We start from the raw sequence: 26,761 nt of genomic DNA, 5'->3' as shown, positions 1-26,761 counted from the left end.
ACTTTTTAAGAAAATCATGAAAAAAAGTGGGAACAACTAAACCTGAATTCCTGTTATGCGTAGAAACCTAGGAAACTATTGGAATGCTAAAAGTTTCTGGGGTGCTAGAAGTTTCCTGAGGTAAAAGAAATGTCATTAAGTGGATAACGAAGTAAGAAATCGGATTTTGGACGGGGCGATGAACCTCTTTAACCGATATGGAGTGCGGAGTGTGACCATGGATGATGTAGCCCGAGAGGTCTCCATGTCCAAAAAAACGCTATATCAGTACTTCACAAATAAGGATGGATTGGTGACCGAAGTTGCTCGCTGGCACATGGAGCTTGAGCGCAAGGAGTTTGCAGAGATCGAACATAGAGCGGTGAATGCCATCGATGAATTGCATCAGATTGCTCAATGCATGCGCCGAAACATCCAGGACATCAATCCTTCGATGCTGTATGATCTTCAGAAATTCCATCACGAAGCTTGGGATCTTTACCTGGACTTTAAGAATGAATTCATTCGTGGACACATCGAAGACAACTTGATCAAAGGGATGAAGGAAGGTTGCTACCGGCAAGAGATCGACGTGAAGATCTTGTCAAAATTCCGTGTAGAGCAGGTACAGATGATCTTTGATCAACAGATTTTCCCTCCGGAGCAATTCCAATTTGTTGAGGTACAAATGCAATTGTTGGATCATTTCATTCATGGCATTTTGACCGAAAAAGGACGAAATCACTATCAGAAATATTTTCAAACAGAAGCCGTAAAACCACTCAAATGAGAGTATCATTATTTATCACAGCTATCCTACTTTCTGTTGGCTTGAGAGCACAACAAGGAAGTTCTGCGATGAGCCTTGAAGCGTGTATAGAGTACGCGTTGGCCAATAATGCAGAGATGAAAAATGCCGCGCTGGATGAGAAATCAGCCGTCATGCAGGTCAAGGAAACCAGAGGTATTGGTCTTCCTCAGATATCCGGTTCTGCTGTTGTGCAGAAGAGCCCGACACTACAACGATTCTATGCCCAATATACGCCTGGATCGCCTATCGGTCTGACCGACGAACAAGCCACCGAACTGGGTGTGGTTGAAGGCGATGTGTATGCGGCAGAGAACTTTTTCCAATTGCAAAGCGTCGGTGACGCCAGTTTAGGAGTCAATCAGATCATTTTTAGTGGGTCTTACATTGTGGCGCTACAGGCTTCGAATACGTTCAAGGAGCTTTCTGTCAGGCAAAAAGACGAAACTCGTGTCAACATCATAGAAAATGTCAGCAAGGCGTATTACGATGTATTGATCAATCAAGAGCGCTTGAATTTGTTTACCGCTAACCTGACCCGACTCGACACCCTGTATCGGAATACGAGAGAACTATATAATAATGGCTTTGCGGAAGAGATTGATGTAGATCGACTGAAAGTTTCTTTGAATAACCTTAAATCCGATCGCGACAATATCATCAACCTCAATACCATCTCCATGACCTTATTGAAGTTTCAGATGGGATATCCGTTGGAGCAATCACTGGAGTTGAGTGGAACTTTTGATGACGTCCTTGGAGCAACTATTGCCAGGAATGATGCGCAAGTCAAATACGAAGACCGACCTGGGTATCAAACACTATTGGTAAACCGGAAGCTTCAGGAATTGAACATTAGAAACAAATATGCAGAAGCATTGCCGACCTTAAGCGGGTTTGCCAATTTAGGTGTCAGTACCCAATCCCAGTCTTTTGGTGGGTTATTCAGTACTCAATCCAATTTTGATGGTATTGATCAGGTAGGACCAGATAGTTGGTACCGTTACTCTTCTATTGGGTTAAGCCTCAATTGGAACATCTTCACGGGATTGCAAAGAAGGTTTCAGATACAACGAGAGAAAGTTAGTCTTGAGCAATTGGACAATGGGATCAACCAGTATCAAAGCCTCATTGACCTGGAAGTGCAAACCAGTCGCCTGGCTCTGCAAAATGCCGTACAGAAGATCGAAGTTCAAAGAGAGAACATGGAACTCGCAGACAAAGTGTTTCGGGTAACTCAGATCAAATACCAGGAAGGGATCGGTTCTAACCTTGAAGTAGTTGAGGCGGATACCGCTTTAAAAGAGGCTCAAACGAATTATTACAATGCCCTATATGATGCGATCATCGCACGGATTGATTTACAAAAAGCCCTGGGCACCCTGAACTAATGAAAAGAATTGATATTAAGAATAAAGACCAACACAATAATCTACTATCCATGAACAAGTTGTTTCAAATCACATTAGCAGTCCTGATGACTGTGGTACTTTTCGCATGTGGTGGGGGTGGAGACGAACTCACTGAAAAGAAAGCGGAACTTGAAGCGTTGAGAAGTCAGTATTTTGACCTGAAAGCGCAGATCGCGACTTTGGAAACGGAAATCAATGAAATTGATCCTGAGTACAATAAAGCCAATACCATTTTGATCTCCACCTTAGCGTTGGAGAAAAGCTCCTTTGAGCACAAGGTAGAAGTAAGAGGTGCGGTAGCTTCCCGCAAAAACATTGTAATCTCAGCTGAGACCATGGGTCGTATTGAGAAGATCAATGTAGCAGAAGGACAGAATCTCTCAAAAGGTACGTTGCTGATGAAATTGGATGCCGATATCCTTGAGAACAACATCGCGGAAGTAGAAACGCAATTGGAATTGGCAGAAGCAGTTTTTGTTCGTCAAAAGAACCTTTGGGACCAGAACATTGGCACAGAGATACAATACTTGCAAACCAAGAACAACAAAGAGTCTTTGGAACGTAGACTAGCTACCTTGAAAAGCCAATTGAAGCAGTCTTACGTTCGCTCACCTTTCGCAGGTGTTGCGGACGAGATTCCGGTGAGAGAGGGTGAAATGGCGCAGCCAGGCATGCCTTTAGCGCGCATCGTCAATCAAAGAGAAATGTACATCAAAGCAGATGTTTCTGAAGCATTCCTGGGTAAATTCCAAAAGGGAGATCAAGCTGAAATTTATCTACCGACGTTGGACATGCGTCTGGTGAGTCAGGTGGTTTCTGTTGGACAAGTGATCAATGAGGACAACCGGACGTTTGCCGTAGAGATCGCATTACCTTCAGATACAGACTTGAAGTTCAGACCCAATCAGGTGACCATTTTGAATTTGACCGATTACTTCCAGGAAGAAGCAGTGAGTATCCCAACACGATTGGTACAGGCTGATGATCAGGGGAATTTTGTATATGGTCTTAAAACGGAAGACGGAAGAAAGTTGGCCAGCAAGATCAGGATCAACCCAGGAAAGTCCTTTAACAGTAAGACAGAAGTGTTGTCTGGTTTGAAAGGGAATGAAACACTGATCGATAATGGCTATCGCGAAGTAAACGAAGGAGTAGAGGTGTCTGTAGCAACAGCCTCTTTATAATGCCAACGCTTAATGATCTAAAGCAATGTCTGAAGAAATAAATGAAAAACAGCAGGTGGACAAGGAATTTCCCCTGACCTCCTTCTCGCTGAAAAATAGAAATACGGTTTACTTCCTGACGGTACTGATCGTTATCCTTGGAGCGGCAACGTATCAGGCTTTACCAAAGGATAGCTACCCGGAAATTGAGCAGCCGATTGTTTATGTCGGTACACCTTACCCCGGAAACTCACCGGTGGATATCGAAAACCTGGTAACCAGGGAACTGGAAAGAGAGATCAACCTGATCTCGGAAGTAGATGAGATCAAATCGACATCTGTACAGGATTACTCTACTGTAATTGTAGAATTTCAGCCGGATATTTCGATTGAAGATGCTTTACAAAAAGTGAAGGATGCGGTCGATAAGTCCAAACCTTCTTTACCATCTGATTTGCCTCAGGACCCGGATGTGTTTGAACTGAACTTCTCGGAATTTCCGGTGATGAACCTCAACCTGTCTGGAAACTATACTGTAGCGGAGTTGGAGCGATTCGCTGAAATCATTGAAGATGAGATTGAGAAAATCAAAGAGATCTCCAAAGTTGAGATCCGTGGAGTGGAGGAGAAAGCCGTGAAGATCATGGTGGATCCTTATGAGATGGAGGCCAGGAATGTCACTTTCGCTGATATTGAGAATGCTGTGTCTGCGGAGAACGTGACCCTGTCTGGTGGTAATATCCTGGATGATGGTATCCGAAGATCGATCCGTGTGATTGGTGAGTTCACCGATCCACAGCAGATGAATGAAATTGTGGTGAAGACCGAAAATGATCGGATCGTTTACCTCAGTGATATCGCGAAGATCGATTTTGATTATGTAGAAAAGGAGTCTTTTGCCCGTCTGGAAAAGAAGCCGGTAGTTTCTGTAGATATCATCAAACGTAGTGGCGAAAACATGTTGATCGCGACAGAAAAGATCAATGCAACCATGAAGGACCTGGAGGATCGGCTGCCAAAAGACCTGGTGATCTCCAGAACGAATGACCAGTCCACCTTTGTGAAAGAGATGGTTTCCAGTTTGGAAAACAACATCATTTCCGGTGTTATCCTGGTGGTCTTGGTATTGCTTTTCTTCTTAGGAACCAGAAACGCCTTGTTCGTAGGAATTGCGATTCCACTATCCATGTTCATTGCCTTCAATATTCTGGGAATCTTCGGTATCACAGTGAACATGATGATCCTGTTCTCGCTTATTCTGGCGCTTGGGATGCTTGTGGACAATGGGATTGTGGTAGTGGAGAACGTCTATCGACTGATGGAAGAGGGGCTAAGCCCGCTTGCGGCGACAAGAAAAGGAGTAGGTGAAGTGGCCATGCCGATCATTGCTTCTACAGCGACCACATTGGCAGCTTTCTTACCTTTAGCATTGTGGCCAGGCCTGATGGGTGAGTTCATGGGATACCTGCCACTTGGAGTAATGATTACCCTGGCATCTTCCTTATTCGTGGCATTGGTGATCAACCCGGTACTGATCTCTTCTTTCATGCGAGTGACCAAAGATGGACAGCAAGTCAATTACACGCGCATGTGGCTGATTTCTGGAGGTTTAATTATCGTTGGTGCAGCGCTGATTTTTTCAGGTAATACTTCTTTTGGTAACTTATTGCTCATCCTGGGTGTAATCATCCTGGCAGATACTTATGTGTTGACACCTCTATCAAAGAGGTTCCAAAGAGGATTCTTACCTTGGCTGGAAAACATCTATTCCAAGACGCTGACCTTTGCTTTAGGTGGGTGGAAACCAATCTTTTTCTTCGGAGGAACGGTTGGTCTATTGATGCTTTCCTTCAAACTCATGGAGATATTCCCACCGAAGGTGCTTTTCTTCCCGGAGAACATGCCGAAATACATCAATGTATTCATTGAGATGCCGGTGGGGACAGACATCAAAAAGACCAATGAGTTTACCCTGGAGGTAGAAGATAAAGTTATTGATATGATGGACAAGTATGACTTCATGGTCGAGTCCATTATTACCAAAGTAGGAGAGGATACTGCCGATCCACAAGATCAGAGTGCGTTTGGGCAAAGCTCTACACCAAACAAATCTAAGATTGTAGTGAACTTCGTGGATTTCAAAGAAAGGCGCGATCCTGCAACGGGTGAAATTGTCATGACTGACGAGATCCTTCAGGAAATTCGTGATGGCATTCCGGAATATCCGGGTGTAGCGATCACAATTGCCAAAGATGTGAATGGTCCTCCTGTAGGTAAGCCGATCACCATTGAAGTGATGGGGCCTGAGATTGAGCCATTGATTGGTATTGCGGAACGCATGAAGAAAACGATCAATGAGTCAGGTATTCAGGGTATCGAAAAGCTGAAAGCTGACCTGGAAACAGGAAAGCCTGAATTGATCGTTGATATTGATCGGGAGAAGGCACGACGATTTGGCTTATCTACTTACGCAGTGGCCAATGAAGTACGAACTTCCCTGTTTGGTAAAGAGATCTCTCGATACAAATTAGGCGAGGACGATTATGACATAGAGCTCCGTCTTCAGGATAAGTACCGGTACGATCTGGACGCTCTCATGAACAAGAGCATCACCTTCCGCGATCAGATGTCTGGTAAGATCCACCAGGTGCCGATTTCATCGGTAGCCACTGCGGAGTTGAGTTCTACTTATGGCTCAGTGAAGCGTAAGGATCTGAATCGGATCATTTCCATCACCTCCAATGTATTGGGTGGTTATAATCCGACAGAAGTCAATAAGCAGATTGAGCAATTGTTGGCGGACTTTGAAATGCCTGCAGGATACACATTTGTGTTTGGAGGTGAGCAAAAAGAACAAGCAGCAGAGATGGAATTCTTGTCTGGCGCCCTGATGCTGGCGGTATTCCTGATCTTCCTGATCATTGTTTCTCAGTTCAATAAAGTCACGACACCAATCATTATCATGACTTCTGTGGTGTTGAGTACCATTGGTGTATTCCTTGGATTGATCATCTTCAACATGGAATTTGTGGTGATCATGACCATGATCGGGATCATTTCCCTGGCTGGGGTTGTGGTAAACAATGCCATTGTATTGATTGACTTCATCGAGTTGAGCAGGAAGCGGAAGAAAGAAGCGGAGGGTGTTGATAAACTACCTTTCGAAGAAGTGATCAATTCGATCATTGAAGCGGCCAAGACCAGACTAAGACCTGTAATTTTAACGGCCATCACTACGATTTTGGGATTGGTTCCGCTGGCCATTGGTATTAATATTGACTTCTTTAAGTGGTTTTCAATGTACGATCCAGACTTCTACATGGGAGGCGATAATGTGATTTTCTGGGGGCCTATGTCATGGACCATCATATTTGGGCTAACATTTGCAACGTTTTTAACGTTGGTAATAGTACCAGTGATGTACCTGGGCTTTGCCAGAATTAATAGAAGACTAGGTATCAGCTAGACAATTAGGTTACTGTTTTGGACCTCATCGGTGGCGGTGAGGTCTTTTTTTATGTCTGTAGAAAATGCTTTGTAACAATTAGTCTGGTCATAAGTCTTACAATGAGCATCTCTATTTTCGGAAGAGACGAACAAAAACTCCCTTAAATCGTTTTCCCATCACAGTCGCGTAATCGGCTGAGAACTCAATTCACCTTTATGAGCAGGTTTTATTTTCTGATTTTCTTCGTCTGTGTTTACATCGCGCTGGACTTTTATGTCTTCCAGTCTATCAAACTATTGGTAGATACGGACAACCCGGTTTTGAGAAAAACGATTCTTTGGGGCTATTGGGTCGTGACCATTTTTGCCCTGGGAGGTGCAGTCATTTATAATCAACTGGATCCCGTGGCCTTCAAGGCACTGCGGGTATTCTTCATTTCTTTCTTCTTTATCAATTTCATCGCAAAGGTCTTTACCTCTTTGGTACTACTAGGAGATGACATCAGAAGAGGGGTTACCTGGATGGCACAGTTTTTCACCAGGGATTCGCCTACTTCTCCTTCCAGGTCGGAGTTCATTACCAAGGGCGCTTTAGTGGCGGGAGCGGTTCCATTGGTGACGCTGAGTTTTGGGATCATCTCAGGAGCGCATGATTATCGGGTCAGACGCAGGACGGTGACTTTTCCAAATCTGCCCAAGGAGTTTGATGGCATACGTTTGGCACAATTGTCGGATATTCATACCGGTAGTTTTTTCAATAAAACAGCGGTCGCAGGTGGCGTGGATATGGTCAATGCGGAAAAGCCAGATCTCATTTGTTTTACAGGTGACCTTGTGAATAACCAAAGTGAGGAAGCAAAAGATTATCTGGATATTTTTAAGAAATTGGATGCGCCATTAGGAGTGCATTCGGTGATGGGAAATCATGACTATGCCGATTACAGCAGTATGACCCCTCAGCAAAAGCAGAAGGATCGGAATCAACTCCATGAAATGCATCGGTTCATGGATTGGAACATCATGCTGAATGAAAATCAACTGGTTACCGTGGATGGTCAATCGATTGGACTGATGGGTTGTGAAAACTGGGGTGCCGGTCGCTTCAGCAAATACGGTGATCTGGCGAAGACTTATGAAGGTATGGAAGAACAGCCATTCAAGATATTGATGTCCCACGACCCCAGTCATTGGGATGCACAAATCCGCCCGGAATTTGGAGATATTGACCTCACGCTGGCCGGACATACGCATGGCATGCAATTGGGAATTGAGATCGGGGACTTTCGATGGAGTCCTTCCAAGTTCATCTACAAACAATGGGCGGACTTGTATCAGGAAGGTTCGCAATATCTCTATGTAAACCGTGGCTTTGGTTACATTGGCTATCCAGGTAGAATCGGCATCCTTCCAGAGATTACAATCCTCGAATTGAAGCGAGGGTAAAAATTATAAGGTCTTTCAATTACGGCTTCAATTAGACCTTATAGGTTGATGAGTTAGGGTAATTCTATTCCCAATTGTTTAAGAAGTGGTTAGATACTAATATCGATTTAAGTAAAGGTTGTCTTTACAGGTGATTACACAAAAAGGGATGCAACGTCCCTTTTTTTATTCGAAGGATATGCTAGCCATCGTTTGAATCCTCTCAAACGCTTTCATTAATTGCTCTCGCATATTTTATAGACACAAACTACTGTAGAAATGTACAAGGAAGTGGGAAAAATCAATTCCGAAGCATCGAAAAACCTCATCTTCATAAAGTAGTCTTACATTTGATCTAGTAAATTGATCTTATGTCACTGAACGACCGAATAAAATCGATCCGTCAATTTTTAGAAGTTGATATCTGGAACGTCAAAGTGTCTACACTGCCCAAATGGACAGCTATTTGGTACAAGCAGTTAAGGATACTGATCATTTCCATTCTGGAATTTGGCAAAGACCGTGCTTCTGAAACTGCCTCAGCACTGACTTATTTTTCTGCGTTATCGGTAGTGCCTGTATTGGCCATGGCTTTTGGTATTGCGCAAGGCTTTGGATTGGAGAAATTCCTAACGGAGGAATTGAGTCGGTTTTTTGGTAGTGGCCAAAGTGAAGTGCTGGACAAAGCCCTGGAGTTTTCAAAAAGCATGTTGGAAACCGCCAATGGGGGAGTGATCACAGGAATTAGTTTCGTTTTCCTCATCTATGCAGTGGTCCGCTTGCTGAATAATATTGAAGTATCTTTCAATCACATTTGGCAGGCAAAAAGTAGGACATGGCAGCGTAAATTGTCCGATTACCTGGCGATCATCATTATCGGACCCATTTTCATCATTCTTTCCGGTAGTGTGACCGCTTTCGCGGTGACGCAATTAGATCACCTGGCCGCTGAAATTGAAGTCCTGGGCTATTTGAAGCCACTCATTCAGTTTTCAAGGTATGTGTTGATCTGGATTTTATTGACACTGCTTTACCTAATTTTCCCTAATACACAAGTGAAGATATGGCCGGCACTAATTGCTGGTATCGTGGCAGGAACAGCTTATGAATTGACACAGATCGCCTGGATTCAGGGACAGGTATTTCTATCCAAGTACAACGCGATCTATGGTAGTTTCGCGGCACTTCCCCTGTTTCTGATCTGGTTGCAACTTAGTTGGACCATTGTACTGTTCGGGGCGGAATATGCCTACGCGACGCAAAATGCCAATAGTTGGCGGTACAATAACCGAAAAATGATCCCGAGCTATAGCCACAAATGGCAGATCACTTTATTGGTATTGAAGCACATCGTTCAGAACTTCAAGGAAGGCAAGCCACCACTTAATCTCAGTGAAATCTCTGCGTTAGTAGAGATTCCCTATCGATTCATTCGAGACGTCTGTTTTGACTTAGTAGAGGCTGGAGTGTTGGTTCAGGTGGCTTCTGAAGATGATTTGGAAGCTTTTAGTCCCGCACAAGACATCAATAAGCTTGATCTATATACAGTTATGAAGAAGGTCAATGAAATTGGTTTCAATGAGCTCAAGAACGCTGAAAATACAGATGATACATTTCTGGAGATTCAGGGACTTATGCAGGAACTTGATGACCACATGAAAAAGGCTACCTGTAATCGATTGGTCAGTGAGATTTAGGCCAATTCCGATTAGATAGACTCCTTTGTTTCTGTCAAAAAAGAAGAGGACATTCATAAAATGATTCTGAAATCAGATGAAGGTCGCATTAATCAATGTTGAGAAGAGTCTCAGATTGAGCTTATATCGCGAATAGAAATATCACACTTAGGATAAATAGGAGAATCATTCATAACTCAGGTTATTTGATAAAGTCAGATTAGGATAATCATTTTAGATTTTCTAGTTTTAGTTATACCTGACTTAAAATGAGCCAACATAGACAAGAAAAACCTGAAGGTAAGAATGCCGATCCTTCCGGAGACTTACAGACCTGGAATTGGCAAAAGAGATTACTTCCATGGTTGATCCTAATGCCTACCGTACTGGTTGGTTGCTTCATATTTATGGCTTCCAATCAGATTACGAAATTCAATGAAGCGCTGGAAGTAAGAAGAGATTCTACGCTTATTGGCACAATCTTACCGGAAGCGACAATTACATATAGAGATATCAAAGACAAAGAGCGGTATCTCAAATGGATTACGCTTACCAAACTTGAACAAGAAAGCTACTACCGTAGATATTCACAAGCAGGTCAAATACTAATGTCGCGTATCTATGTGAAATATTTGGGGTTCTTTACAGGGATGATTTTGGCAATTGTCGGATCTGTATTTATCATCGGTAAACTCAGTGAAAACCCCTCTGAATTGGAAGGTTCAGCTAAAGACATGGTCCGATTTAAGGTAGTTTCCAGCTCTCCCGGAGTGATATTCGGTCTACTAGGGACGATCTTGATGCTCGCCACAATTATCACCCACAATGACATGGAGGTACAAGATGCCCCTCTCTATTTAAATGCGAAAAATATTATTTCTCTGGATCTGCTGGAACTTCAAGGAGGTGCCACCGGCAAGAAACCACAGGAGGATAATTCGGACATCTTGGACAAGTTTGATAAAATGTTTCCTCCAAAGAAAAACCCATGAGAAGTCTACTTGTAATCCTATCGTTGACTGTCAGCTGGATCGTTAATGCGCAAATTAACTATGATCACGCCAGGTTTGAACGCTTATTAAAGGAAGAACGATGCGCAGAGTTGGTTGAAGAAGCACTCGCGGTACGTGAATCGGAATATGGTAAAAACTGGATGACAGATTATTATTTGTCATTAGCGATGTGTTGTCTAGGCGAGGTTGAGAGGGCTGGTCGTTGTTTTGATGCTATTCTGGAAGATTACAGCAAAGACCCCAATGTCTACAACCTGATTACCTCTAGCCGCAATAGCTGTTCGCGACCGGCTGAAATTCGAATTGACAATAGTTTTGTCTCGGAGTTCATCACTGCCACGTTTGCAGAGGCGGATGTTTCTTCTTCTGTTCGGGGCAAAATGGGCTATGTCTTCAACTGTGATCAAGTAATGTCTCAATTCCAACTTGATCCGACTTTTGATCAGGAAGAACTTACAAAACGAATATTTGATATTTCAGAACTTGATGAAGCAGAAAAATATTATAAGGACTATCTACCTAAGAAGTTTGGCGTAGTAGGACAGGGTAGGTTTGTCTTTATTCTTCCGTCAAAGCGGGATGTCAAGAGAAATCATTTTGTGCGTCCTGCAGCAGAGCTTGAGCGTATTTATACTTTCTTCTATAAGTATTATGGAGTAAGACCGTCCAATAAAGTAATCGCGGTATATCTAATGGGAAACAAAAAAAGACTAGCAGAAGCGGCTCAAATCGCACATGGTATCAATATTCCCAAAGAAAATATTGGTTATTCCAACTTATCCGATCTCAGTGTACTTGGAAATTCTACTAAACAAGGTATGGGGACAATCGTGCATGAGTTATTTCATTTGATGATTCGAACCGATATCGGAGATATTCCTGCATGGCTAGACGAAGGGCTGGCCAGCCTTTATGAAGAATCTCACTGGAAAAATGACACACTCCGACACAATAAAAGGGTATGGAGAACCACGGTACTTAGGCAGCACGCCAAAAGATTTGAGTGGATGCCTAGCATCAAACACTTAATAGCTGGTAATTGGAGTAATTTTCAGTATCATGGTTCGAATGATGAACTCTTAACAGTAGACGAGTATCAAGATGAAGTCAATGCTTGTGATGTTGCATTGAATTATGCAATGGCTAAACACTTAATGATGTTTTTTGATAGCCGAGATTTGATCCCATCAGTGATTCAAGCTTATAAAGAAAGGCCATCTCGAATCTTTGAAGGACCTGATTTTGATCCTGTCAACGTATTAGAAGAAGCTATTGCAATGCCCATTGAACAGTTACAAGATGAGTTTAATCACTGGATGTCGAGGGAATACAATGTTAACCTTAATATAAGATGATTAAATTCTCTTATGATGAATAAGCCAATGGGCATTCGGTTTCAAAACGATAGATCAGGCAATTTTTTTTTATGATCCCTGTCTGACTCTTTTGGTGATTATTACTTTTTACCAAAAGAATGCATACAGAAAAGCGATAATGATCAATACGATCATAGCACCGATATTGAACGTGCTAGACGTTTTGAACAGGTCCTTGTTCAAAGGAATGCCTTTGGCATCGTCTGCTCCTTTTCCTTCAAGGTGACTGATCCCTAATATAATCGCAATGGATATCAAACAAGTAGCCAGCATTTGATGCATGAACGGCCAATCAATAAACATGGCTGCATCACTCCATCCTTTAGGAGCTACCTTGAAATACAAAGCAATTGGGATAGAGATAAGGATTCCCCAGATGGCAGCATTATTGGTTGCTTTCTTCCAGAAAAGTCCTGTAAGGAATACGGCTAGTATGCCCGGACTTACTACTCCCGTGTATTCCTGAATGAATTGGAATGCCTGATCAATATTTCCCAGCGCAGGAGCAATAAACACGGCCAATACCAGTGCAACAGCAGCAGTAAGCCTACCCACGTTCACCGTTTGTTTGTCGGTGGCATTTTGATTGATGTAAGGTTTATAGATGTCCATCGTAAAGATGGTCGCAGTGGAGTTGAGCATAGAAGCTAAAGAGGATACGATCGCCGCTGCTAGAGCCGCCAATACGAGACCTTTTAAGCCGACAGGAACAAATGACTTGATCAGCCACGGAGCTGCATTATCATTGATGATACCACCTTCGGGATTGAGGAAGGTCGGGTCAGCTACGCCTGATGCTACCACGCCTGAGGCATCTGAATTCATGACAAATGCAATGATTCCCGGAATAACCACAATCAACGGGATGATTAACTTCAGTGCTGCAGCAAACACAATTCCTTTTTGAGACTCTTTCAGACTTTTGGCGGCCAATGTTCGTTGGATGATATATTGGTTGAAACCCCAGTAATATACATTGGCAACCCACATGCCTCCTACCAGAACCGCAAGACCAGGTAGGTCGTTCCAGGCATCCTTGCCATTTGGAGTAATGATCTCTCCCTGACTAAGGATCATCGAGAATTTCTCGGGTACCTTGTTATATAAGTAGGTGAGTCCGTCCCAGGCACTTCCATCAGGCACAAGATGGTCCAAAGCGATAAATGTAGTCACCAGTCCGCCAATGATCAATAATACAACTTGTACCACATCGGTCCATGCCACAGCAGATAAGCCGCCCCAAAGCGAGTAGGCTGCAGCAAATAATGCAAGACCGATCACACTGGTCATCATGATAGAGCCATCACCTGTTCCTATGATCGTGTCCAGGGCCTTGGCACCCAGATACATCACGGAAGTCAGGTTGACAAATACATAGAGTGCGATCCAGAAGACTGCTAATATGGTTTTTAGATTGGTGCTATAGCGTTTTTCTACAAATTCAGGGATCGTGTAAAGTCCTTTTTCTATAAAAATGGGAAGGAAGTATTTTCCTACAACCAGCAAAGTAACTGCCGCCATCCATTCGTAAGAAGCAATGGCCAGTCCAAGTGCAAATCCGGACCCTGACATGCCGATGAATTGTTCAGCTGAAATGTTTGCCGCGATCAGGGAAGCTCCAATGGCCCACCAGGGGAGAGATTTACCTGCGAGGAAGTAGTCTTCGGCACTTTTCTCGTGACCTTTTTTATCCCTCGAAACATAAATTCCAATTCCTACGATCAGTAGGCAATATCCGACAAAGACAATGATGTCGATGGTAGCAAAATCCATAAGCACTTTTAAAAACGTACTCGGGAATTTACACTGCTGCTTCTTCTAAAGCTCCTTTTTGTTCAATAATTTTTTTCTTCTGCTGCTTCATGAAGTAGCCTTCCAATGCACCCTCAAAATACTTGACGATGAAGAACAGGATGATTAGGATGATATAACCTACGAAACTGTAACTAGCTGGAATATTGGCTTCAATGATGGGTTCAAGAAAGATCTGTTCCAGAATAAATAATAGCAAACCCACAGTAAGCATGATCGTAGAAGCACGTTTGCCAACCTTGGCTTGTGCCAATTGGTCAATGGTATTGCTCAGTTCAAGGTTCTTGTCTTTGATTTCGACATTCTGGTCCTGGATCTGGATATTGGCCTTATCCAGCTTCTTTTGCAGTCGGTCGCTAACTCGGGTGATTACTTTTGCCTGAGCGATCAGGTCTTCGTAGTGGTCAGAAAACTCGTCGAGATCCTCCTTGAAAATAGCTTTGGTGTCTATTTTCTGGCGAAATTGCTTGAGATGAGTTATCTCATCATGATACAGCTCTCGCGGTTTATCCATCCGGCAAATTTAACCTTCTATTTCTAAGATGTTAAAAAGCCTGATTTAATCTTCAATTTCCAGGAAATTAAATTCAAGATCTAACAGGTCACTATAGTCTTCTCCGGCTTCCATCATGTCCTCATCATCTTCCTCATAAAACCAGTTGATGGTCAGTTCGCCGCCAGCATCTTCGATTTTTGTCATCTTTTTGAAAACATCAAAAAGACATTTCGAAGAACTGGTATTAAAGTATTCGAAAGCAATATTCGCAGTTAGCCCTGAAATTTCGTCTTCCTTCGCGAAATTATCTAACGCATCGATCAGGCCCTGATAAAACTGCACGGAATTCTCCGGACTCGAACGTCCCTTGATTTCCAGAAGCCCATGATCGGGATCGAAATTAATGAGGGGAGTAACTCTCGTTGGTTCTATGAAAATTTTATCCATTCTGCTACCCAAAAATGTTACAAACTACTCGAATATCCTAGGTAATCTCACCTGGAACGTAAAATACGAGATGTCCTCAGTTACGGGTTGAAACTTATAACCTAATTTTTGCCCACCAGTTTTCCTGGCTATATCAATAAACCCGAGCCCTCCAGTACCTTTATCGGAAAACTCTTGTTCGTTCAATACTTTCTTATACAAAGCTCTTAATTCTTCTGGTGCCACGGAATTAATATCATCCAGCCGTTTCTGAATATCGTCTACTTTAGGCTGAGGGACGTAGTTTCCAGTCTGTAAGCTATAAAATCTTTTCCTTGCAGCAATGAGGACCAAGGCAGATCTGGAATCATAAGTGCTCACATTGAATTCATCGGCGTGAACCTCATCCAAATGGTAATAAAGATTTTGAATACATTCAGTTGCTACGTTGTAAAATTTCTTCCTGACTTTACGATTCTCTTCCAATTCGTCTAGTCGTTCCTCCAGCGTAGCGATCATTGCCGTCACCAGATCGAAAGTCAATTCACCCTTGTACATCAGAATGATGTTCTGATCATAGATATTTTTATAACTCCTTAAATAATCCATTTGCCTAATTAGGGTATTTCAGAATCGGAAAGTAAAAACTATTTGGATACAAATCCAATAGATTAAATTATTATCTCTAAATATCTTGCGCGTCTCCAGTTAAAGTGATTATTTCAAAGAGGTCCTAAGTAGTTGATTCTCTTTAATTTATCATTTTGTTGGTCACAAGGCAGTTAGTCGGTTCTCTGCTTTCCTTTCTCAAACACTGATGCAAATTTGACTAAAAATCGTGAAAATCACGCGTGAATTTGTTCCTATAATGCTAAGGGGGGATAATTCCCGTTCAACTCCTAAAAAGAAGGTTTCACTAGCGATTAAGAAGTAGGTAGTTGTATTCTTTATAATTTTAAAGCACCTTACAATTAGGAGTACCAAATACTCAAGAGCGATTATGAAGAAAGATTTATACGCCATCCTGTACATGATAACCGCAGCTGTGACAATTGGCGCTGTGGCTTATTATATATTCTTTGTCCAGGCAGATGTGATCAAAACGTTCAATAACGATTCTGATTATATCACATATTCGGCAAGACAAGAGATGCATGGTCAACGCATTGCGAAAGCTGCAGTTGGTATGGGATATTCAAATAACGAACGAAATTTTAAGATTTTTCAAGCAGAACTGGGAAGGATCGTTCCGGATTGGAGGCAGGTTCATCAGGCGCTGGCCGAAGGAGATGCGGAGTTGGGGCTTGAAAAACCTTCAACTACAGATGAGTACGAACAGTTGCAGGAAAACCTAAGGTTCTTTTACAACGAGATGAATACCAACGCCACCAACTTGCTGGGGATTGAGTATTCTACGAATGAACGGGATGTGAATTATATCTCTTTAAGGAGTTCAATTGAGGCCATCCTTGTTACCAGCAGAAAATATCAAATTGCTGTTGAGAACATTACTGATTGGTTGAATGATAATTCCAAGATCCGTAAATCTGGTTTTGACCTCATTGAAAAGGTCGTTCTCGTAGGCTTTTTTGGTATCATCTTATTGCAAGGTCTGTTCATTGTACGACCACTGGTTAAACTGGCCGGTCAAAATTTCCTCTCTGCGAACAAGGCCTATGTCGAGCTGAAAGGATCTGAAAAGAAGTTGAGGGTTTCTTATGCCAAGCAGAAACATATTAACAAACAGTTAATCGTTTCGCGAAAGGAATTGGAATCGAAAAACTCCAAGCTCCAGGAATCTGAGTCTAAACTACTGAAAAGTACGGAAGAGCAGATTGCCATTAACGAACAATTGATCCAGGCACAGGAAGCATTGAACAATGCCTACGCCAAGCTTCAGAATTCTGAGACAGAAATCAGAGAGTTGGCTGATAAGCAGCTGGAGGATAACGAAAAACTTTTCCTTGCAGAGAAGAAGATGAAGCAGTTGCTGGAAGAGGAGAAAAATGCAAAGACGGAACTGAACAATGCACTGGAAAACCTGAAGGGTGCCCAGTCGCAGTTGGTACACTCCGAAAAAATGGCATCACTAGGACAGTTGACTGCCGGTATTGCACACGAGATCAACAACCCGGTCAACTTTATTTCCAGTGGTATGAGCTCGTTGAAGATGTCGATTGATGCATTGAAAGAGATTGTAGAAGAATATGCCCGGCTGGATGATGGTGACGATCCTTCAGAGGTTGTGGAATCCATCAAGGAGTTGAAGGAAGATCATGAGTATGATGAACTCATGGAGGAGCTGGATGATCTGATGAAGGACGTAAACTATGGTGTGACCAGAACCATTGAAATTGTAAAAGGTCTTAGGGTATTCTCTCGTCTCGATGAAGAGGAGGTTAAAAAGGCCAATATCAATGAAAACCTTGACGCCACGCTTGTACTACTTAGAAACAAGACGAAGAACCGTGTGAAGGTCTCTAAATATTATGAAGAGAATATGTCTCAGATCGATTGCTACCCAGGTCAGTTGAACCAGGTATTCATGAACATTCTGAATAATGGTATCCAGGCGATACCTGAAGATCGAAAAGATGGAGAGATCAAGCTTTACACCGAAGAGACTGAAGATAGCATTATTGTAAGACTAACTGATAATGGTGTTGGTATTCCTGAAAAAATCAAAAACAGGATCTGGGAGCCATTCTTCACCACAAAGGCAGTAGGCGTAGGGACAGGACTTGGAATGTCCATTACCTATGGAATCATTGAGAAGCACAAAGGTAGAATTGAGTTGAATAGTGAAGAAGGTAAAGGAACTGAGTTCGCTATTTATCTACCCAAGAAATTCCAGGCTGATGCAGTAAGCACCGGCGAAGTGGTTGCTTCATCTGGAAAGTCCTAAAAGGTTATTGTAGTAATTTTGAAGTTACTGTATTAAGAGATACTGAATGGAAGCCGTTAGCGTAGCTGAACCTGAAAAAGAGAAAAAAGTAGAGAAGCATCAAATCCTGTATGTGGATGATGAAGAGACGAACCTAAGGGTATTCAAATCCAATTTCCGTAGGTTCTTCAAAGTCCATACATCAGTTAATCCTATCGACGCGATTGATGTCCTAAAGGAAAATGACATCAGGATCATCATCACTGATCAGCGAATGCCTGAAATGACGGGAACGGAGTTTTTGGAAAAGATTCTTCCAGATTACCCGGACGTCATCAAGATCATTCTCACAGGATTTACAGATATAGAGGCCATCAAAGACGGGATTAACCGTTGTGGTATCTATAAATACATCACCAAGCCCTGGAACTTCGAGGAAATGAAGGCCGTCCTTGATCGGGCAATAGAGTCCTATAACGAGGTGATGCAAACCGAGGAGCACATCAAAGCGCTCGAGGTTTCCAATGACGAATTAGAACGGAAGGTTGCAGAGCGTACCAGCGAATTGAATAAGATCAACGAACGATTGATCAGTAGTATTCGATATGCGGGTGAGTTGCAAAAATCCATGTTGCCTACTGGCAGAAGTCTGAAACGATTATTTGAAGATCATTTTGTGATCTACAAAACGAAATACTTGTTTAGTGAAGAGTTTTTGTGGGCTACAAGTTTCAACTTCAGAAAGGAAGACTATACCATTGTAGGCATCATCGAGTTCGATGGAAAGGGGATCATAGGTTCGCTAAAGACCTTGATTGCTGATTCTATTTTGAATGAACTCGTGCATGACCGTAAGATCTTCCATTCGGGAGATATTATCAGGTACCTGAAGGAAGAAGTAGATGCAGCAGGCTCGAATGAGTTGCTGTGCGAGATGAAAGCTTCTATTCTAGTGATTGATAATTACAAGCAAACCCTACAATTCAGTGGCTTGAATCAGGACATGATCCTCTTCAACGGAGGTAATGAAATGATTATTCTTGAGGGAGAGGATGTGGACAAGGTAGGGTCACTGACCGATGATAAGATTGAATTGAAGCCTGATAGTACATTTTACATGTACACAAACGGTTATTTCAATCAACGCAATTCAGACGATATTACGTTCTCTTACGAAAAGTTTGAGGAGTTGCTAAAAAGTGTGCGTAATATGCCGATGGATGAGCAGGGTAAGTTTATGGATGAAACCATTTCGGACTGGATCGGTAATTCCGGTTTGAATGATGACATCACGGTCATCGGTTTCAAAATCAATGAGATATAGATTTTAGTATGAAGGCAATCAATTATAAAAATTGGTGTATGGAAAACATCACCCCGCAATCATGGCCAAGAATTGTGCTAAAATCAATTCCTGAGCTTCGTGATATCGGTGTAGATGTTTCTGGATTACAAGAACCCTCGGATGATCTTGAGCTTTCAGATGAGGCGCTTTCCATCCTAAATAAATGGATGGATGAATTATACGAATTACAAGTAAAAGAAGATATGATTGCCTGATCTCTTTGAGATCAGGCTTTTTTTTGTTTTACAACTCTACACCGATAAGTAGCACATCATCTGTCTGATCTTGCTCTCCCTTCCAGCGATCAAATTCCTGCTCAACCTTACCGCCTACTTCTTTCATTTTCAAGTCCCGATTTTTCTCCAGGAACCTTCTCATGTTTCTAGCCATGTATCTTTTGTCATCCGGTCCGCCAAACTGATCCTGGAATCCGTCAGAGGCTAAGAAGATCTTATCTCCTTCATCCAGCTGCATGGTCTCCAGTTTAAACTGTTCTTCAACCTCTTTCTCGTCATCTCCTTCTACACCGCCAATCATGAGTCTTGGGCTCTTATGTACTTCCATTTCTCCTTCTTTTGGCAGTCGGAGTAATGGCATGCCCGCTCCTGCAAATTTCATTTCCAGAGAATCCAGGTCAATGACGCATACCATGATTTCCATTCCATCACGACGTTGAGTCACTTGTTCATCACGATAAAGCTCAAATTTGATGGCCTTGTCGAGTCGGGCAAGGATCTTTTCTGGCTCTATGTAGTTCTGATAGTAGATGATGTTCGTTAGCTGGTTTCCACCCATCATGGACATAATTGCTCCAGGGACACCATGTCCGGTACAATCTGCCGCTGCAAGGATCAGGAATTCACTACGGCCTCTACGTACTTTCTCAAACCAGAAGAAGTCACCACTTACCACATCCTTAGGACGGAAGAAGATAAAAGAATCCATGACATTCCTTCGCAATTCCGAGTTGGTAGGTAACATCGAAGATTGGATCCTCTGGGCGTAATCTAGGCTCGAAGTGATTTGGGCATGAGCAATTTCGAGTTGGTTCTTTTGATCTTCCAGCTCTGAAGCCTGAGAGCCTAGCTGATTGCTGAGTTCTTTTTCCTCGTTCAATATTTTATCAAGTCGTTCAGACATGCTGTTGAGCTGCTCTCCCAGTTTGCCTAACTCATCTTTTGACTGAATATCAACCTTCGCCTTCAAATTGCCATTTCCGATCTCCTCGGCGACCTTACTGAGCTGAATAATCGGTTTCACAAAAATATTGGCCGCAACCAGAGCCAGCAGGGCAACAATGACAAGAATGATCACCACGGCAATGATCAACGAAGATTGAATATTACCAATAGGAGAGAGTACCACAGATTTATCTACCTCAAATACGAGCGACCAATTGGATGTGTTCGCTACATTGAGTTTTTTGACCATTAAATACTGATCATTGGTTTCAATCATTTCGATTGCGCTGGTGCCACGATCTTTGATCTGGCTATAATTATCAAAGCTTTCATTCAATGCCCGCTCCGGGCCATCGTTGGTATATAGAATAAGACCTTTTTGATCAATCAGGTAAAAAGCCAAAGCTTCAGCATCACTATCAAGATCTTTGAACATGGCGCTGGTCCTCATTTTAGCGACAACTGCTCCGGAATTCGGAATAGAAGAGGCTATGTACAAGGCAACAGCAGTTCCAGTTTTTTCAATGGAGATGGCCTGGTCTGTTCCACTTTGTAGGATTTCCCATACGCCATTTGGAATGTCACCAATGCCGTTGGAACTTTCAGCCACTTTGATCTGGTTGATGTCCATTTGTGAAAAAGCCATGTAACCATTGTGCAATTCAGTCAGCTGATTGAGCTTGGCTGTATTCAGTTCATTTTGATTGGCGGCGAAGGAGATTTCACTGGCGCGTTCTTCCAGAAAATTGATTACCTGTTGTGCTACGATAGTGGTCCTTTCTTGAAGACCACTGGTAATCTCTTCCTGAAATTGCTTAGAAAATTGTCGGTTAGAGAAAAATATTAAGGCTACTGAACTGGTTATTACCAGGAACAAACAAAGGACAGTAAGCTTAGTATATATGTTCATGCTCGAAGAGTTTGGTCGGTATGTTAGTACCCTGTGTACAGGATATTCATTAGGGTTCTGTACACTAGCTCTGACAAAAATATTGTAATTAAAGACTTTTTATGTTGTTTTTTAATTGTTCACCTCCGTATTTTCACGTGACGACAGATATGAGATCAATGAAAAAGTTCCTTGCAGTCCTGCTGTTTGGTTTAGTTACCATTACCTGCTATGCTCAAAATCTGACCATTTTCAGAAGTAATTTGGGAGTAGATGAAACGACTACAAAGATCGAGGAAATTATTGCTGAAAAAGGCCTTAAATTCTTTGAAACCGTACATCACCACGAGATTGCCACGGAAAATGGGTATACCATTGATTCTACGAATGTGATCCTTTTTGAAGATCCTGAACTGACTTCTGCATTGATCTCATGTGAGCAAACATCGGCGTTGGACCTGCCTTTGAAAGTTATGGTTTGGGAAGAAAATGAAGATGTGTACATCGGTTTCATTGATCCAGCTTTCATGAGAAAGCGGTTCATGATCCAGGATTGCCCGGAAATACTTCAGAAAATGACGGGACTTATGGTGAGAGTTGTCAATGAGGCCATTCGGCAGCGTTAGTTCACTTCTTCCAATTCCAGCGTATATTGAAAATTTCCCCAATGGAAGAGTAACTGTTCGTCTTTGAATTTGATGAGCATCCGTTCTTGAAACTCGTCTACCTGATAAGGCAATACCTGAATACGTATGGCATCTTCTGAAGAGTCATAATTGTAGGCGCCCCACTGATCCCACTCTTTATTAAAAATGATTTGCCAATAATCTTTGGATGCTTTTGTAAAGAAAGCGTAGCGCCCTTTCGGTAACAGCTGTCCCATTACCACCAGGTCTTTGTCATTAGTGAATATCGTTGCTTCGTTGGCTCCAGTACGCCAAACCTTATCAATTGGGATCAGACCACCTAGTAATTTCCGCTTTTTGACTCCAGGTGTACTGTAATTGATGGTAACCTGGGTGGTGCGTACCATGGAAGTGTCCGCCATAGGTGGAGATGGACGCATGCTTTTGTCCCCGTCTTTGATGCTTACACAGGAGAAACAGCTGAGAAATACACCTGTAACAAGTAGGAGTGGGAGGTGTGTTCGTATGTGCCTTATGGCGTACATATTTCTGTTCAAAAAGCGGTCACTTTTGCAATTGCTAACTTTCATCATCATGCTGGTAATCAATCGCTTATACGGTTAGGTATGCTTTTTGTTATGAAATTATTAAACTGATATACCATGGGCGTAATAGGCATCGAAATCCCTCGACTTAACGAAGAACAGGACATTGAAGTTGAGGTAAAAATCAATGGAATTAAAAAGCAATATAATTACAGAGTGGAAATCTTTTATTGGGATGAGTGTCCTTTTCCTACGGAAGACCGGGTAGAGTGCATCAAAAATTTGGTGAAAAGCTACCACAGTGAGTGGGACCTGGCCCATATCGGGATTCCCACTGATGATTATATTCCCATTACTTTTAGGAAGAAACGCGGTTAGAAAGGCAGATCTTCATCATCCGAAGCACTGTTTTCTGACATCCAATTGGGCTCCTCTGGTGGAGGAGGAGTTCCTTCTGATGGACTTGCGGCACCCGCAGCGGCTTCTACGCGCCATGCCTGCAGACTGTTGAAATAAACTACTTTACCTTGTCTGTCTGTCCACTTTCTGCCCTTTAGATTGAAAGTGACTGAAATATCCGAATTCAACTCAAGCTGATCCAACTGTTCACAGTTGCTTTGGATCAATTCAAATTTGAGGAGTTCGGGGTATTGCGGATTTTCTGCGTACTCTACTACGAATTCCCGTTTTTTAAAGGAATCAGATACTTGCTGAGTGTCAAATTTCTCAATCAGTCGGCCTTTGATATTCATCGGATGGTTTTGCTATCTTTTTTTAATGACTTTGGCGTGTTCCAGGTTCAGATTGATCACACCTTGTAATTTCTGACCTTATTCACTCCACTTAATTAAACTATTCGTCAAATTTGGAGTTGCAAATAGTGAAATGAAAAGATCCAAGAAAATTTTTTTCATACTGGCCGTAATCTTCTTGCTCATCATGATGTTTATTGGGTACGACATCAGTCAGAGAACAACATGGCCCGGGGCTAAAAAAAATCTTAAAGAACGAGTGACAGAACCAAATGGAGACGAATAAAAATAAAATTGACATTTCTGCCATTGATCTGGAGAAAGAGAAAGATAAGATTGCCGATTACCCTGGATTGATTCAATATGCACACTCCGTTGGGAGTGCCATCATTAAGCCGGAAGACAAAGGTCGGATCAAAGGCAATGCCGTTGCAGCGATGCATGATCAGACAGATCGACAGTTTCAACAACTTTTTGAACAGATGCAGACCCTGGTTCAACAGGCGCAATATCTCAAGAAGCGTGTAGAGATCTCTGAGCGTATTTATGTGGCGGGAATGGGATTTCAGCCGGTGATCGGTAAAGAGTATTATATGTATCAGCGAAAATCGGGTGAGGATGTGCTGAGCATGGTCGGACCTAAAGAATGGGGGCGTTCTTTTCCATTCAAAGAGTACATTGGAAAAGTGAAATTACTTTCTGATCACACCTGGGAAATTATCGAGGCAACCGAAGCATTGGATTTGTAGTATAGGTGACAAATGCCTTGCGCAAGGGGCGTTTCACTTTATAATTTTTAGCTACTGGACATAGCTTGTCATCGGATGCGAGGTGTCTGACGAGACAAGCTTATCCAACATTTTAGTATATTCATTTAAAATTTACTCGTAACAATCATGCGAAAACTATCGCAGGTATCCGCCTTTGCTATTTATATCCTGCTTTTATCAGGTTGTGCAAGTGACAGCATTGAAGATCTGTTGCCCGCTTGTGACACCAAAACGATCGTGGTTGAAGCCACTCCAATAGCCTTACCAGGCTGTACTGATACAGGTCAGATCCAAATTTCCGCATCCGGTTCTACTGATTTTTCCTACAGTCTCGATGGGATCAACTACCAGCCTTCACCTGATTTTACCGGATTGGGTGCTGGAACATATTCGGTCTTTGCTCGAGATAGTGAAGGTTGTACTGGATCAACTGATTTTGTCCTGGCATCCAATGATGGTATTACCCTTAGCCTATCGGTGAGTGTTGCTGATTGTGGTGAGGATAACGGCTCCATTGCTGCAGATGTCACCGGAGGAACAGGAACTTATGAGTTTTCATTGAATGGTGGGACCTTCCAAAGCGCAAGCGACTTTGCCAATTTGGCTCCTGATGAATATGAAATTACAGCAAGAGATTCTGACGGTTGTACTACCACGCAGACCATCAATGTGACTTCTGACGTGACTTTAGCAGATGACATCATGCCGATTATCACTGATAATTGTGCCCTTTCGGGATGTCACGGAGACTCCAGAAGCCCTTTGATGAATACTCCCGACGAAGTGATCGCATCAGCTGCAAGAATTCGTGTACGAGCCCTCGGATTAGATGCTGGAAGACAACCGATGCCTCCTTCAGGTTTCATCAGCCAGGAGCTACAAGACCAGATCGATTGCTGGGTAAATGATGGTGCTTTAAATAATTAAGAAAATATTTTTATGAGAACTTTTATCTTTTTCGCCCTCATCGCTTTGACGGGCACTAACGCCATTGCTCAAAAATACCTGAGTAGTGAAAGTTATATTCGTTTCTTTTCCGATGCACCTTTAGAGGACATTGAGGCTACCAATGAAGAGGCCAGAAGCGTGTTGGACCTTGGATCTAATCAAATAGCTGCGACTGTACCAATTACAGGTTTTCAATTTGAGAAAAAATTGATGCAGGAACACTTCAATGAAAACTACCTGGAGTCTGACAAGTATCCCCAAGCAAAATTAACCGCACAATTGGAAGGTGTAGATTGGAGCAATCCAGATAAAGAAGTGACCGCCAAAGGGGAAATGACCATTCATGGCAGGACCAATGAAGTCGACCTGAAAGGGACTGTGGTAAAGAATGGTGACAATATTATTGTAGATGCGGTCTTTCAGATCCAATTGCAAGATTATAAAATCAAGATACCCAAAGCAGTTTTTTACAACATCGCCGAGACCGTAGAGGTCACTGTGAAATTCACTTACAAGCCTTATGAGAATTAAGCTTTTTCTATGCTTTATCCTGGGTGCCTTTGCTACCCAGGCACAGGATGAATTATTAGACATTCTGAATAGTACAGCTCCTGAAGACAAGACCTATGCGATTGCGACGTTTAAAAGTACGCGCTTGATCAATGGTCATTCGATCGAAACAAGGACTAAACAAGTATTGGAATTTGTGATCAGTCACCGATTTGGACGACTCAATTCAGGCGTAGATGAGCTGTTCGGGCTAGATAACGCGTCGATTCGATTCGGATTAGAGTATGGGATCACTGACAACCTCAATGTTGGGGTAGGTCGATCTTCCTTCAATAAAGTTTATGATGGCTTTGCTAAGTATAAATTGTTGAGACAATCGAACAGCATGCCAGTAACATTAACAGGATTGGCAACTGCGACTACTCAAACCATTGATTTTCCGAACAATGGGGCAGATTTTGAGTCTAAGCATCGATGGGTTTATACTTATCAGGTCCTGGTGGCCAGGAAGTTTAATTCCAGCTTCTCCTTTCAACTGATGCCTACTTATATGCACCGGAACCTGGTGCCATCAGAAGAGGATGCCAATGATCTGTTGGCTTTGGGTGTTGGCGGTAGAGTGAAACTTAACCAACGATTAGCGATCAACGCAGAATATTACCACCAACTATCTGACAAGAGCGATCAATTCACCAATGCCCTGGCCATTGGATTTGATATTGAGACGGGTGGTCACGTGTTTCAATTGCATTTGACCAATGCCCAGCAGATGAATGAGCGATTCATTGGTGAAACCACGGGAGATTTCTTTAGCGGAGACATTCACTTTGGATTTAATGTATCTCGGGTCTTCAATATAGGAGGAGGACATTAAAAGTTGCTCAAACCCTAATAGGGTTTTCGACTTTCTGAAGTTAACCCAATCAGTGTTGAATTAGAAAACAGAATTAAAGAAGATACTTAATAGAAGTTCCAAGGTCCAGGCCCAAGTCTGGACCTTTTTATTTTGAACTCAACCCTAACAGAGGGTCTTTTCGACGAAAAGAACCCATGCTTGGGTTATATTATCAATCTGCCACCCAAATTTGTGTCCCCATGAACTTGCCTGATTTCTTGTCCTTTTTTTAACGAGGATAAATAAAGTACTGCATTTTGAATGCGAGAGTAAATCAATCAGCTTCAGAAAACTTCCCATGGCCCCAATCAGATTCCCTTACAATCAATGCGAGTGTACCAGATGTAATAGAAATGCTGAGATTCAGGGACGATTGGGTGAAGACT

General features: G+C 42.4%; 24 protein-coding genes. 17 read left to right on the top strand and 7 right to left on the bottom strand.

Going from position 1 to position 26,761, the window contains the following annotated elements; all coding sequences use genetic code 11:
• Positions 1 to 139 precede the first annotated feature (139 nt).
• The 8 genes from R8G66_09370 (at position 140) to R8G66_09335 (ending at position 12,275) form a co-directional block, all read left to right on the top strand.
• Positions 140 to 769 carry a TetR/AcrR family transcriptional regulator gene (locus R8G66_09370; protein MDW3192565.1) on the top strand — a complete coding sequence of 210 codons (630 nt, stop codon included), beginning with the start codon at positions 140 to 142 and terminating at the stop codon, positions 767 to 769.
• A complete protein-coding gene (locus tag R8G66_09365) occupies positions 766 to 2,178 on the top strand; it encodes a TolC family protein (GenBank protein MDW3192564.1) in 1,413 nt (470 codons plus the stop codon). The genes R8G66_09370 and R8G66_09365 overlap by 4 nt, the downstream gene beginning before the upstream one ends.
• 50 nt (positions 2,179 to 2,228) lie before the next feature.
• Positions 2,229 to 3,383, top strand: a complete 1,155-nt coding sequence (locus tag R8G66_09360) for an efflux RND transporter periplasmic adaptor subunit (GenBank protein MDW3192563.1) — start codon at positions 2,229 to 2,231, stop codon at positions 3,381 to 3,383.
• Positions 3,384 to 3,408: 25 nt separating this feature from the next.
• The gene (locus R8G66_09355; protein ID MDW3192562.1) at positions 3,409 to 6,828 is read left to right on the top strand and encodes an efflux RND transporter permease subunit; all 3,420 of its coding nucleotides are present in this window, start codon (positions 3,409 to 3,411) and stop codon (positions 6,826 to 6,828) included.
• 197 nt (positions 6,829 to 7,025) lie between these two features.
• Positions 7,026 to 8,252 carry a metallophosphoesterase gene (locus R8G66_09350; protein ID MDW3192561.1) on the top strand — a complete coding sequence of 409 codons (1,227 nt, stop codon included), beginning with the start codon at positions 7,026 to 7,028 and terminating at the stop codon, positions 8,250 to 8,252.
• Between the two features lie 350 nt (positions 8,253 to 8,602).
• Positions 8,603 to 9,928, top strand: a complete 1,326-nt coding sequence (locus R8G66_09345) for a YihY/virulence factor BrkB family protein (protein ID MDW3192560.1) — start codon at positions 8,603 to 8,605, stop codon at positions 9,926 to 9,928.
• Between the two features lie 248 nt (positions 9,929 to 10,176).
• Positions 10,177 to 10,899 carry a hypothetical protein gene (locus tag R8G66_09340; protein ID MDW3192559.1) on the top strand — a complete coding sequence of 241 codons (723 nt, stop codon included), beginning with the start codon at positions 10,177 to 10,179 and terminating at the stop codon, positions 10,897 to 10,899.
• A gap of 23 nt (positions 10,900 to 10,922) precedes the next feature.
• Positions 10,923 to 12,275, top strand: coding sequence for a hypothetical protein (locus R8G66_09335; GenBank protein ID MDW3192558.1), 1,353 nt, complete (start codon positions 10,923 to 10,925; stop codon positions 12,273 to 12,275).
• A 108-nt stretch (positions 12,276 to 12,383) separates the two neighbouring features.
• Here the strand turns inward: R8G66_09335 and R8G66_09330 are convergent, their stop codons facing one another.
• Genes R8G66_09330 through R8G66_09315 form a run of 4 tightly spaced genes read right to left on the bottom strand, consistent with a single transcriptional unit; the run spans position 12,384 to position 15,639 of the window.
• Positions 12,384 to 14,069, bottom strand: a complete 1,686-nt coding sequence (locus R8G66_09330; protein MDW3192557.1) for a sodium/sugar symporter — start codon at positions 14,067 to 14,069, stop codon at positions 12,384 to 12,386.
• A gap of 28 nt (positions 14,070 to 14,097) precedes the next feature.
• Entirely contained in the window at positions 14,098 to 14,622 is a 525-nt protein-coding gene (locus R8G66_09325; GenBank protein ID MDW3192556.1) for a hypothetical protein, read from the bottom strand.
• A gap of 45 nt (positions 14,623 to 14,667) precedes the next feature.
• On the bottom strand, positions 14,668 to 15,051 hold the full coding sequence (locus tag R8G66_09320; GenBank protein ID MDW3192555.1) for a DUF1987 domain-containing protein: 384 nt from the start codon (positions 15,049 to 15,051) through the stop codon (positions 14,668 to 14,670).
• A 24-nt stretch (positions 15,052 to 15,075) separates the two neighbouring features.
• Positions 15,076 to 15,639 carry a SiaB family protein kinase gene (locus R8G66_09315; GenBank protein MDW3192554.1) on the bottom strand — a complete coding sequence of 188 codons (564 nt, stop codon included), beginning with the start codon at positions 15,637 to 15,639 and terminating at the stop codon, positions 15,076 to 15,078.
• A gap of 391 nt (positions 15,640 to 16,030) precedes the next feature.
• On the opposite strand from R8G66_09315, the gene R8G66_09310 reads away from it, so the two are divergent.
• From R8G66_09310 to R8G66_09300, 3 genes are read left to right on the top strand one after another with little or no spacing between them, the layout of a single operon-like run.
• Positions 16,031 to 17,935, top strand: a complete 1,905-nt coding sequence (locus R8G66_09310) for an ATP-binding protein (protein MDW3192553.1) — start codon at positions 16,031 to 16,033, stop codon at positions 17,933 to 17,935.
• A 46-nt stretch (positions 17,936 to 17,981) separates the two neighbouring features.
• Positions 17,982 to 19,238 carry a response regulator gene (locus R8G66_09305; protein ID MDW3192552.1) on the top strand — a complete coding sequence of 419 codons (1,257 nt, stop codon included), beginning with the start codon at positions 17,982 to 17,984 and terminating at the stop codon, positions 19,236 to 19,238.
• 38 nt (positions 19,239 to 19,276) lie between these two features.
• Positions 19,277 to 19,474 (top strand): hypothetical protein, encoded by a 198-nt coding sequence (locus tag R8G66_09300; protein ID MDW3192551.1) that lies wholly within the window; start codon positions 19,277 to 19,279, stop codon positions 19,472 to 19,474.
• A gap of 28 nt (positions 19,475 to 19,502) precedes the next feature.
• Here the strand turns inward: R8G66_09300 and R8G66_09295 are convergent, their stop codons facing one another.
• On the bottom strand, positions 19,503 to 21,350 hold the full coding sequence (locus R8G66_09295; GenBank protein MDW3192550.1) for a SpoIIE family protein phosphatase: 1,848 nt from the start codon (positions 21,348 to 21,350) through the stop codon (positions 19,503 to 19,505).
• A gap of 158 nt (positions 21,351 to 21,508) precedes the next feature.
• On the opposite strand from R8G66_09295, the gene R8G66_09290 reads away from it, so the two are divergent.
• Positions 21,509 to 21,955 carry a DUF302 domain-containing protein gene (locus R8G66_09290; protein ID MDW3192549.1) on the top strand — a complete coding sequence of 149 codons (447 nt, stop codon included), beginning with the start codon at positions 21,509 to 21,511 and terminating at the stop codon, positions 21,953 to 21,955.
• Here the strand turns inward: R8G66_09290 and R8G66_09285 are convergent.
• On the bottom strand, positions 21,952 to 22,500 hold the full coding sequence (locus tag R8G66_09285; protein MDW3192548.1) for a DUF2911 domain-containing protein: 549 nt from the start codon (positions 22,498 to 22,500) through the stop codon (positions 21,952 to 21,954). The genes R8G66_09290 and R8G66_09285 overlap by 4 nt on opposite strands.
• Positions 22,501 to 22,617: 117 nt before the next feature.
• On the opposite strand from R8G66_09285, the gene R8G66_09280 reads away from it, so the two are divergent.
• Positions 22,618 to 22,878 (top strand): hypothetical protein, encoded by a 261-nt coding sequence (locus R8G66_09280; GenBank protein ID MDW3192547.1) that lies wholly within the window; start codon positions 22,618 to 22,620, stop codon positions 22,876 to 22,878.
• Here R8G66_09280 and R8G66_09275 read toward each other — a convergent pair.
• Positions 22,875 to 23,252 (bottom strand): DUF3127 domain-containing protein, encoded by a 378-nt coding sequence (locus R8G66_09275; GenBank protein ID MDW3192546.1) that lies wholly within the window; start codon positions 23,250 to 23,252, stop codon positions 22,875 to 22,877. The genes R8G66_09280 and R8G66_09275 overlap by 4 nt on opposite strands.
• A 272-nt stretch (positions 23,253 to 23,524) precedes the next feature.
• Between R8G66_09275 and R8G66_09270 the strand changes: the two genes are divergently transcribed.
• From R8G66_09270 to R8G66_09255, 4 genes are all read left to right on the top strand, one after another.
• Complete coding sequence (locus R8G66_09270; protein MDW3192545.1) at positions 23,525 to 24,001, top strand: DUF2452 domain-containing protein; 477 nt, start codon at positions 23,525 to 23,527, stop codon at positions 23,999 to 24,001.
• A gap of 147 nt (positions 24,002 to 24,148) precedes the next feature.
• Complete coding sequence (locus tag R8G66_09265) at positions 24,149 to 24,949, top strand: SprB repeat-containing protein (protein MDW3192544.1); 801 nt, start codon at positions 24,149 to 24,151, stop codon at positions 24,947 to 24,949.
• Positions 24,950 to 24,961: 12 nt separating this feature from the next.
• Positions 24,962 to 25,501 carry a YceI family protein gene (locus R8G66_09260; protein ID MDW3192543.1) on the top strand — a complete coding sequence of 180 codons (540 nt, stop codon included), beginning with the start codon at positions 24,962 to 24,964 and terminating at the stop codon, positions 25,499 to 25,501.
• Entirely contained in the window at positions 25,491 to 26,354 is an 864-nt protein-coding gene (locus R8G66_09255; protein ID MDW3192542.1) for a DUF5777 family beta-barrel protein, read from the top strand. Before R8G66_09260 ends, R8G66_09255 begins: the two co-directional genes overlap by 11 nt.
• Positions 26,355 to 26,761 lie beyond the last annotated feature (407 nt).

Source organism: Cytophagales bacterium, assembly GCA_033344775.1.
Lineage (GTDB): Bacteria > Bacteroidota > Bacteroidia > Cytophagales > Cyclobacteriaceae > JAWPMT01.
This window is presented reverse-complemented; position numbering and strand designations above follow the sequence as displayed.